Here is a 10781-nt window from a genome sequence, read left to right on the forward strand (position 1 = left end):
TCTTGATTATCAGATGGTCCCTTTTTAGGAGGCTGTTCGTGAGAATCTCCTTTTGAAGGACTGGGTTCATCTTTAGGACTCAGGTTATCTTTTAAATCTTTACCATCTTGATTATCAGATGGTCCCTTTTTAGGAGGCTGTTCGTGAGAATCTCCTTTTGGAGGACTGGGTTCATCTTTAGGACTCAGGTTAGTGTTTCCCTGTTTACCATCTTTATCAAGTGGTATTGTTTGAGAAGCTACTTCGGTAGATTCTCCAATACCCAGGATATCTTTTACATAAGTACTAGCTGCAAATATAATAGAAGCTAAACTCACAATTAATAGTGAAATAAATAATCTGGGGTACATCATAATCAACACTCTTTATTTTTTAAGCTTTGATTGCGCTACCTTGCGCCATTCACTTTCATCTGGATGATGAGGGTCGCTAAATTTCAGACAACTTTGCCACTGAATTTCTGCCTCGATATTGGACTCTTTTTCTAGTACTTGTGCAAGTAAGCAGTAAGCCGAGCCTCGTTGACCATCTAGAGTTATTGCTTGGCGAAGATTTGCTTCTGCTTTGTTATATTGATTTAGATATAATTGCGCCCAGCCTAAATTCTTGAATAGAGTATATTTAGTTCCTAGATCTGTTTCCAATCCCAAACCTTCTTCAAGTAATCTGGCAGCTAGAGCATAATCGCCACGCTTGATTTTTAAATAGGCAAGGTTATTGTAGGCTGGAGGAAAATGTCCTTTTACAGCAGCTTCGTAGTTCGCCATAGCCAAATCAAAGTCTTCTAAATCCTCATAAACTAGTCCCCTAGTATAAAGAGCAGTAGGATAACCTGGCTTAATTATTAGTGCTAAATTAAAGTATGATAGAGCATCTTTAATTTGATGGGCTTGTAACTTCTCCAAACCACGATTATTAAAAAAAATAGCTGACCAAGGCAGTACTACGATAAAGAGTATCCCCAACATCATACTGAAGCTCATAGTAGCAAACCCAAAACGAACAATTTGTTTGGCTTTCCTTTGAGCTTTGACTAATATTTGGTTAGATTGTTCCGCTGCTTCTTTTTGTTTTCGTTCCGTCTCTAATTCAATTTGAATACTCAGCTTTTCCAGTGTTTTGCGATCGCGCACCTCCACACTCAACCGAATAAATTCCCCATCCTCTGGACTCAAATCAGCCTGACGTTCATCCAGCCAAACTTCCGCTGCACTAAGAAGAGAACCCGTTAACAAATCCTCTTCATTCTGTTCGTTTCGCTGCCACCTACGCCTCCTAGAGCGTAATTCCTCTTGCCAGATGCGAAAAGAGCGATCGCTCTTGATCCAATCCCGTAACTGCTTCCACTCCCGCAGTAGCGCCTCATGGACAATCTCGACAGTGTCCTCTTGCGTTTCCTCATTCCTTCCCGTCACCACCAGTCGCGCTGACGATCCTGCTAAATGAGTTACGAGTTCCCAGTTATCTCCGCCCATCTCCCCACGAGTCGCCACCCGTCGGGTATCTTCCGTTCCTTCCCCCGGATGCACCAACTGTAAAAAGATCCGTTGTGCTTGCTGCTGCTGCGTCTCATTCAACTTTGCATAAACAGTTTCGGCATGGTTTGCCAGTGCCTTCGCCACCCCACCAATTTCTGCATAAGCTTGATGGGTTAATGTTCTCTGACGCTGCTTTTTCCAAAGTTGGGTGAGGGCAAATTCTAGTAGAGGTAGATTTCCCGGTTCCTGCTTCACATCTTCTAAGAGTTTTTCGGTGAGTTTTTCCTCTAATTCCACTTCCATCAATTGAGCAGGGCGTTCAATTGCTTCCCGCAATTCTTCCCCATTCATGGAACCTAATTTTAAATCTGCACTCTGCAACGCATCCGCCAGGGGACGGGAACTATATGCTTGTCCGCAAAAGTCAGCCCGAAGCGTCAAAACCACCTTAAGTCCGAGACTATCGTTGATTCCGGCTAGGAGAACATCAATAAAGCGATCGCGCTCTTCCTCCGCACAAACCGTATAGAGTTCCTCAAACTGATCCACCACTAACAGCAACTGTTTGCCGGGATGTTCCTGAATAATTTCTGACACAACATAAGCAAATCCATGCTGTCTAATCGTGTCAGCTAAATTAATCGCTTTATCAATGCGATCGCTCTTACTAAGTTCGGGTTCCAATTGATGTACAAATGCAGCAGCTAGTCGATTAAAAGGCTGTTTTTCAGGACGAAAATATTCAATCAACCAGCTTCCCTCTTGTCGCAAATGAGGTAGCAACCCAGCAAATACTAGTGAAGATTTCCCACTCCCGGAAGCACCAACTACTGCTACCAGAGGCTTAGTTTTTACCGCTTGCACTAGATCGTTAATAAATGTCGAGCGTCCAAAGAAAAACTTGGCATCTTCTTCCTGAAAAGCGAACAATTCCTGATAAGGACAGGCTAGAATTAAAGCCATGTCATCTGGCTTTTCTAGCTCCAAACGTTCTTGTAACCGCTGAAGTCCATCCTCCTGTTGTGCCAAGTACCCAATCAAATCGACTACTTTCTGACTGAGTGTTACTCCACTCCATCGGATGTGAGACTTATCCACTTTCAGCCGCAGGAGTAACTCCTCAAATTGGCTTTCATTCTTCTTTTTTAATTGGTCAAATAGTTCATTTTGATCGACCATTGTACTACCCCTTGAGATGGGGAACAACTTCGTAGATAACCCGGATTAATCCAGCCAGAGATGCTCCTTCCTTTTGCTGTCCATACCGGATCACTTCAATCGCTCTTTGAGCTTGTGGCGTGCTGCTAGATAAGTAAGCTGGATCTACACCATATTTGAAAACAACATTATCAAACTGAGATGGTAGTAATCCTTTCAGGAAATCTAGTGCCCGTTCTTTCGGCTCAATCTGAGGTAAAACCTCTGTTTTAGGTAAATTAGTGAGAGCAGAAATATCCTGTTTTTTCTTCAGTATCGGAGTCTCATCTTCATTCAATCCAATAAGCTGAGTGCAAGCCAAATCAAAGGCAAATTCAACAGTTTCCCCAGCCCCCAGCACATCATAAAACGCCACAGCAAAGTTAATTGCAGCTTTATCTCCAATCGATTTATTCATCCCAATGACAAATGGAATGTACTGATGAATTGCTTCCGCTTGTACTTCTGAGTAGCAAGCATTCAGGAGAACACATTCTACTCCCTTGCTGGCAAACAATTTAAACATACCTGCCACTTGTTTGGTTGACAAGAACTGCACTTTTCCAGTCTCATCCTCCAGGACAATACCGCCTTCCCCACCACCATGTCCAGAGAAATGAATAATCTGAGGCTGAATATCGAGGATATAGCGATAAAAGTCCCGCGATCGCACCGCCCATTTAGATATCAGTTCAAACCGATCTCGATGACGCGATCGCCGCAACCCTTCATCAATCTCTCGCACCTCCTCATCCAGGCGCAATTGATCGGTATTCTTAGGATTAGCTGCAAGAAGTAGAATTTTTTTCACAGTGCTATCACCTCTCAACAGGGATTATTTGTCGTCAATGTCTATCTAATACCGAGTTGCTCTCAAAGATAGTAGATATTAATCGATTCCACTCCATACCACTAAAATCAGGAAATTGAGTAAAATTTCTACACAATTTTGTCCTGCCCATTACCCGTTACCCATTCCCTAGTCCCCACTACCCATTTCATGTTCTACTCTTTAAGTTGACAATTCCATCAAAATCTAATTTTTACTGAGATCGAGATGGAGAACTTACTGAGTTCTTGCTGACTTACAACTGATTTGGTAAAATCTATTCGTTAGTTGAAGAAGATTAGTCCTCAGATTCGACTTCTTCAGGCACAATCAGCTTTCTAATAGTTTCAGTTTCCTCAGTGGTATTAGCAGAAATATCCTCTGTGGAAATATCTCGATCTGTTACACCAGGGGAACGGGGGTCATCAGACTTCGCTGGAATGTCTGTTACATCCGGTACAATTAGTTTTCTAATGACCTCAACTTCCCGATCTGGCTTTTTAGCTGCGATGCCTGGGTTGGGGGAAGCGATCCCATCTCTATCTGTCACGCCAGGAGACCGAGTGTCATCAGGTTGCTTAGATTCAGAGTTCTCTATATTCATAAAAATTCTCGGTTTGAGTAGCACTTGAGAGAAAAGTGACGCTAGACGCTAAGAGTTTATTTCTCTGTACCAATTTAACCCTCTAAGAATTAAACTCTTCAAACCCTTAGCATCTCGTTTTATTTCTTTGTATTACATAAAGCTTAGTTTAATTGGTACAGAGAAATAGCCGAGAATTTTTAATAAAAATTAACCTCTAAAATACTGACAACGAGTGACTCTGCCAGAAGCATAGCACCGAACTAATCGCTCTCCACAGCCCCCAGCGCCTTTAAAGTTGCCCTCTGAGCAGCCGTTAAACCAATCGCACCCCTAATATTCATACCCTCATAAGGTCGATCGGCCAATAACGTTCTCAAACACTCACCCGTTTCAACACTCCAGAACTTGATTGTCTCATCTCCACTACCACTAACTAAAGTTTCTCCATTGGCACTAAAAACAACTGACCATACTCCCTTCAGATGTCCCTGGAATGTCCTGATGTTCTTTCCTGTCTTGACATCCCAAAGCTTCACGGTTTCATCATCGCTAGCACTAGCCAAAGTCTGACCATCTGGACTGAATACCACAGCTCTAACGCGGTGAGTGTGTCCTGCAAACGTTTGCAAGCATTCCCCCGTGCGAAGATCCCACAGCTTGATAGTATCCCCACTGCCACTGACAATCCTACTACCACAAGGACTAAAAGCAACCGATAGAACCCAATCCCGATGACCTGGAAACATGTGCAGACAAATCCCTGTATTCACCTCCCAAAGCTTTACGGTTTGGTCATCACTACCACTCACTAGAGTAGTTCCATCCGGACTAAACGCCACAGACTTAACCCGATGAATATGTCCCTCAAAGGTTTGCAAACATTCCCCCGTTTGCCAATCCCACAGCTTCACTGTACCATCCCGACTGCCACTGACTAGTATTTGTCCATCTGGACTAAAGCGGAGGGATTGCACCCAACTCCTGTGTCCCAAAATTGTCCTCAAACATTCTCCCGTATCGCCATCCCAAATTTTGATGCTGCAATCGTCACTTCCACTTGCCAAGATTTGACTCTCATTATTTTTCGGTGCAAAAGTGACAGATGAGACAATGTTAGTATGTCCCTGGAATGTTTTAATGCACTCTCCCGTCGCCACATCCCACAACCTTACCTGCTGGTCTCTACCGCTACTAGCTAATAATTGCCCATCAGAATTCAATGCCACAGATAAAACCGAATTACTGTAACCTTCTAGTGTTCTCAAACACTGCCCCGTGCGAACATCCCAGAGTTTCACCGTCTGATTCTCACTGGCACTCAATAAAGTACTACCATTAGGACTGAAGAGTACCAACCAAACGCGATCTGCGCTTTGCTCTTTACTCGCTTCGCGATCGCGATGACCCTGCAATGTCTGAAGACATTCTCCCGTCAAAGCATCCCAAATCTTAACTGTCCCATCCTCACTGCCCGTTGCTAAAATTTCACGATCGGGATGATTGACATCACTTCTCCAATGTGCATAGGCAAGTGCCCACACATAACTGTTGTAGTCTGGTAATGTGCCAATACATGCTCCATTAGTGATATCCCAAAACTTCACCATTTTGCCATCGCTTCCCGTTGCTAATGTCCCTCCATCAGGACTTAGTGCCACCGAAAGTACCCAGTTAATGTGAGTTTCTATAATTCGCAGACATTCACCCATAACGACTTGCCATAGTCTCACAGTCTGGTCTTCACCGCTACTAATCAAAGTTTGTCCGTCTGGCGTGAAGATGACAGATAGTAAATGATTAGTATGCCCTGTCAACACCTTAAGGCATTGCCCAGTTTTAACATCCCAAAGCCTCACAGTTTGGTCATTACTGCCACTGGCTAAAATTTGTCCGTCTGGGCTAAAAGCAACTGATTGCACACAACCAGTATGACCTCGTAGTGTCTTGAGGCACTGCCCCGTATTAACATCCCAAAGCCTCACAGTTTCGTCATTACTGCCACTAGCTAAAATTTGTCCCTCTGGACTAAAAGCAACCGAATGGACCCAACTGAGATGTCCCTTATAAGACAATAATTGTCGGCTATTTGCAACTTGCCATAGCCAAATTTCGTTATCAATTCCTGTCGCCAACAGCTTTCCGTCTGAATTAAAAGCGGCTGATAAAATACCTCCCAAAATTTGGGTGAAAACTGATTTTGCCAAATCTGAATTAGCAAAATTGACCCGATGCAAATTCACGCCCTGAAGGTAAGCTTGCCAAACAGTTAGGTAAGAGAAATCAGAGCCACTGGGGTCTATCTGAAGCTGCCAAAAAAGATTGAGAATATTGCCCGCAGCATATCCTGGTTTTTGAGGTGAATGGGATATTTCTAGAGAACCAGGCGTTAATCCAGCCTGTAGAGATGACATTCGTAACTTAGACAAAATCTGATTCAGACAATTTTTGATACTTTCTTTATTGCCAAAAAGAGCCATCAATTTATCTGCAATTGGTTGGATAATGATGCGAATTTGAGCATTCCGCAGGTAATCTTTTGCCTGAGCCTTCATCATCGCGTAGCGGTCAAAGAACATAATCTCGACCCGACTAATCTCTTGACACACCTCCTCAATCAATCGTTCAGTGACATACTCCATAATCACTGGCTGTTGAGTAAAGTTGACTGAGGGCTTCTGTGTTAGCGTAGATGTAGCTTTTTCAATTAGAGAGCGCAATTGGAGAGATTCTAACGCTTCTAGTAGCGATCTGACTGAAATAGCCGGAATGATATCGTCTTGTAATTCTGAAAGTGAAACCCACTCTCGATTGATAGCTAGCCAAAACATCGTCTGCTTTTCTATTTCTGACAGTCGCTCAAATTGTTGGTCTAGTAAGTTAGAGATATCACCAAAAACGACAGTACCCTGCTCTAAGAATTGAGCAATATCGCCATCAAATAGTTCTTGAATCGTCGTCGCTACCATCTTCAGCGCCAGTGGATTACCTCCATACTGCTTCACTAATGCTTGTCCTTCATCTGCGGATAATGTAAAGCCCTTCTCCTTGAAGATTTCCTGAACATTTTCTTGCGCTAAACCACTTAACCGCAAGGAGTGGAGGGGAAAATGTTCCCCTTCTTGATAGCTAATTCCTCTTGGTTTTTCTCGCGTCGTTAATACTAGACAGCTTTGATGACGGGTTTCTGCGATACAGCTTAGGAGTTGCCCATATCCCTCATATCCCTCCCGATAGGCTCCAGCACGCCCATCACTGCATAAGATAGATTCTGCATTATCAAGTATAAGTAAACAGCGCGAGGTTCGTAGGTGTTCCAGCAAGCGAGAGATTTTCCCGTCAATTGTCTCTGGTAAGTCTGTTTCCCGCTGATTAGAGAGGAAACGAATCGCATCTGCTAAAAATTCTTGAATAGGAGGCGCATTGCGGAGACTGCGCCAAATCAGATATTCAAACTCATCTTGAATTTGTTCTGCTAGCTTCACCGCTAAGGTAGTTTTACCAATCCCGCCCATACCAATGACGCTAATCAAGCGGCAACGCTCGTCCACAACCCATTGTTCTAGGGTAGCAAGTTCCTCAGTCCGTCCATAGAACGCAGTAACATCGGGGGCTTCTCCCCAATCTTGACGACAGTGGGCGCTCGCGCTTGGCGCGGTGGCGAAGTCAATTGCTTCTACGTTCCCACCCGGCGGAAAGTCTTTTGGGTTACGGGTATAGGTGGCGCGATCGGATTTCACAGATACGGGTTGGGATGGAACGACATTCCCTAAGTCAGCGATTTCTTGCCATTCCAGCCCCAATTTCCCACAGATTTCCACAAAAGTCGCATAATCAACAGTTTTTCCGATGAGGAACCTGCTGACAGTGGATAAAGCGAGTCCTAAATCTTCAGCCAAAGCTCTTTGGCTGTGAAAGCCATTGCGCTGGAGGGCTAATTTAGCTTGCTTAATGCAGTCGCTGTGAACTTTGAGCGAGCGTGACATAGCCTATTCCCCGAAAGCTATACAGATTTTAACAGAGTTAGTCAGTTGAAGGTCGGGAAGAAGTCAGTACGTTCTCAGTCTCGATCTCGGTCAGGTGTACGTTTTGATTGATTTGTAGAGACGAGAAGTCCGATATGGGTTCTCGATCGAACGTAAGAAGTCAAGTTGGTTAACGACGCCTAGCCGAGCAAGCTAAGGATTCACAACTCGGCGAAGCGGCTTTCTACCAAGCCGTAAAACTATCACCTCAGAAATAGCTGAGGAAAGGAAGAAAAAGTCATGCCCCAAATCCAGAATGCAAAACTCGCCATCAACCATATAAAAGAAAAGTCATTGTCAGAGTGTACTGTGGCTTGCCGAATACACTTTTTCCCAGATGAGCTAGCGCTCATCAAAGAACTTCCCCAGATGAAATTTAAGTTGAAGTGCGAACTCTGGGGTTCGGAAGATGGTGAATTTCTTAAAGGAAAAGATGACAAGCTTTGGGTATTTGAAAGCGTCTTACCTTTCCCAGATTCGACGCCGACCGAATATGAAAGCGCTCGATTCTTCGTGGTTTTAGGTGACGATAAGTTAAATGAGGACACAGGTTTTAAGCCACAGGATGAGATTTATAGCAAGCTCATTCTTACTCATAAGCTGTTCCCCAAAGTTGTGCGGAAAACTAACGTTGTTAAAGACTACTTTTGATGAGTAGCCTGAATCAGGCAAGCTATCAGTAGTTTGCCTGAGAGGTCATCGCAAATAAAATTAGGTGCATCTATCAGTTTTCTACATTGAAGCTCCAAAGCTGACCCTTCTATCAAAGTGCATAAGCCTAAAAACGCAAGCCCAATAAGTCAATCAAAAGGTTCACGAGTTAAGGCTATCGCTCAAATGCATAATCCCAAAAACTCAACCCAAATAAGGAGATTACAGAGTTACAGGTTAAAGCAGTGCAAAGAAAACAAAAAAAAATTCTGCGGCTGTTCTTGGAATGCCTTCCTTACTAAGGTTAACTGCTTCTTTCCACACAAAGATTAGACCTTGCTAGGAAGTTAACCCAAGGGTTCACAAGCTAAGGCTGAAACAGAGGTGGAAGTCAAGTTAAGAAGGCAACCTCTAGTACGAAGCGAACTGACTTAACTCTTGTCTGAAGTTCTACAACAATTCTCAAACTAACAAACCTGAGTTCGACGTAAGAGCCAGAAGCGGAAAGCCAGTAAACAAGAGCTTTACAGCATTTTGTGGACTCTGCAATAATTGTCAACGATCGCGCGATCGCGGTTCCGATACATTCCTATTTCCGGCACGTCTGCCAGGAGTGAAGGCGGTGTCGGCGGCTGACCCCGATGGAGTGCCGCTTGAGTGGTGTTGTCAGGTACCGCAAGTTGATTGCTACGCCCCTGGTCAGGATGTCTGGTCTATTGGGCTAGAGGGAGCCAGTACTGTAAGCGGGTCATCGCTGGCTACTGTGCTGGTAGGTGGGGTCGCAGCTCTACACCAGGATCAGAAGCACCGTCTTCGGGAAGTAGGTTGAGTTTCGTTGCTTCAAGCCAACCTACTCTAACTCCAAAACCAGAATAATCTATCAGTTATTTGATAAAAGTACTAGACGGCAAACTACTGTGAGAGTTGAGGGTGCAGAATGTGAGTTATAAATCAGCAATTAGCCATTAGCCCTCTGATAAATTTTGCGATATTTATCTAAGACAGAATCAATCGCTTTAACCCGTCTTAATTGATCCCCGTACACGCATTCCCATTCCGTTACAGGACGATTTTCCCTAGCACAGATACCAATAAGCCCTGTGGCTTTATTCTGACCATTTTGTAAGTCCATTTGACCGTTAGTATTGAGGTAAAAAGATTCAGTCCTTGCCCAAGCCAGGGCTTCAATGCCAGTCATTCCTCCCCGTTTTGCCATAACTAAAGCTTGGGGAAAATAGCGAGAGTGAATTGGGCTAGCTTGATTGTACAAATCTGCTGTATTAAGTACAGCTTCTAAGTCGGTGTTGGGATCGATCCCAGCGGCATTGAGATCCATTAGTTGTGTAGGGAGTTGAGCAATAGCTCGCTGCAAGCACCATTGCTCTGCTGAAGCAATATTTCCTTTACTCCTTCCTTGATCGCTACATGGTCCATAATTAGTTACTACCTCACCCCAAGATAAGTTTCCAGGATCGGTATGTCCGAAGTAAAGTGGAGTGGATTGAACATAAAGAGTACCGTTAGAAACTACCAGTCGATAATTTCCCTCTGCGACACCAATTGCTACCATGCCTAAAGATGTGGGAGTGCTAAAGAGAGAGGAATAAAAACTCAAACTTTGCTGAAGGTTAAAAGGAGGAGCCTGAATTACTTTATTACTCTCTTTTTGTCGTACTGTTTGGCGTTGAATTACGGGTAAGGGGGGTGGGATAACTGCTTTGCTTACAAGTTGGATATTCTCTGAATTAATCGCAGGAGTTTTTGTAGCATTATTATTATTGTGATGTAAGGAGGGGAAGAATAAGGCAGCAGTACAGCCGATTCCCGCCAATCCTAGGAATGTCACTCGCGATAACCAAATCAAATCAAACATGAATTAAGAGGTAAGGGGGTAGGGAGCATCCTACTTTGGCAAAGATACTTGTTTTTGCCCCCCTTTTCACCCCCCCCAGCCCCCCTTGTGAAAGGGGGGAGCAAGAATACAACCTGCATTTCTTCCTTTCTCGGGATGCTCCCAG

General features: G+C 44.0%; 6 protein-coding genes and 1 pseudogene. 1 reads left to right on the forward strand and 6 read right to left on the reverse strand.

What is annotated here, in order from left to right; translation table 11 throughout:
* From NJ959_RS10190 to NJ959_RS10210, 5 genes and pseudogenes are all read right to left on the reverse strand, one after another.
* Nucleotides 1–353: pseudogene (locus NJ959_RS10190) on the reverse strand (hypothetical protein); the annotation flags it as partial.
* 12 nt (nucleotides 354–365) lie between these two features.
* Nucleotides 366–2657: an nSTAND1 domain-containing NTPase gene (locus tag NJ959_RS10195; protein ID WP_254011644.1), complete on the reverse strand. Its 2292-nt coding sequence runs from the start codon at nucleotides 2655–2657 to the stop codon at nucleotides 366–368.
* A 4-nt stretch (nucleotides 2658–2661) separates the two neighbouring features.
* Nucleotides 2662–3486 (reverse strand): CHAT domain-containing protein, encoded by an 825-nt coding sequence (locus NJ959_RS10200; RefSeq protein ID WP_254011645.1) that lies wholly within the window; start codon nucleotides 3484–3486, stop codon nucleotides 2662–2664.
* A 316-nt stretch (nucleotides 3487–3802) separates the two neighbouring features.
* A complete protein-coding gene (locus tag NJ959_RS10205; RefSeq protein ID WP_254011646.1) occupies nucleotides 3803–4108 on the reverse strand; it encodes a hypothetical protein in 306 nt (101 codons plus the stop codon).
* Nucleotides 4109–4350: 242 nt separating this feature from the next.
* Nucleotides 4351–8073 carry a WD40 domain-containing protein gene (locus NJ959_RS10210; RefSeq protein WP_254011647.1) on the reverse strand — a complete coding sequence of 1241 codons (3723 nt, stop codon included), beginning with the start codon at nucleotides 8071–8073 and terminating at the stop codon, nucleotides 4351–4353.
* 279 nt (nucleotides 8074–8352) lie between these two features.
* On the opposite strand from NJ959_RS10210, the gene NJ959_RS10215 reads away from it, so the two are divergent.
* Nucleotides 8353–8763 carry a hypothetical protein gene (locus NJ959_RS10215; RefSeq protein ID WP_254011648.1) on the forward strand — a complete coding sequence of 137 codons (411 nt, stop codon included), beginning with the start codon at nucleotides 8353–8355 and terminating at the stop codon, nucleotides 8761–8763.
* 958 nt (nucleotides 8764–9721) lie between these two features.
* On the opposite strand, the gene NJ959_RS10220 is transcribed toward NJ959_RS10215, so the two are convergent.
* Nucleotides 9722–10636, reverse strand: a complete 915-nt coding sequence (locus NJ959_RS10220; protein ID WP_254011649.1) for a hypothetical protein — start codon at nucleotides 10634–10636, stop codon at nucleotides 9722–9724.
* Nucleotides 10637–10781 lie beyond the last annotated feature (145 nt).

The organism is Limnofasciculus baicalensis BBK-W-15, assembly GCF_024178385.1.
In the GTDB taxonomy this organism is placed as follows: Bacteria; Cyanobacteriota; Cyanobacteriia; order Cyanobacteriales; family Coleofasciculaceae; genus Limnofasciculus; species Limnofasciculus baicalensis.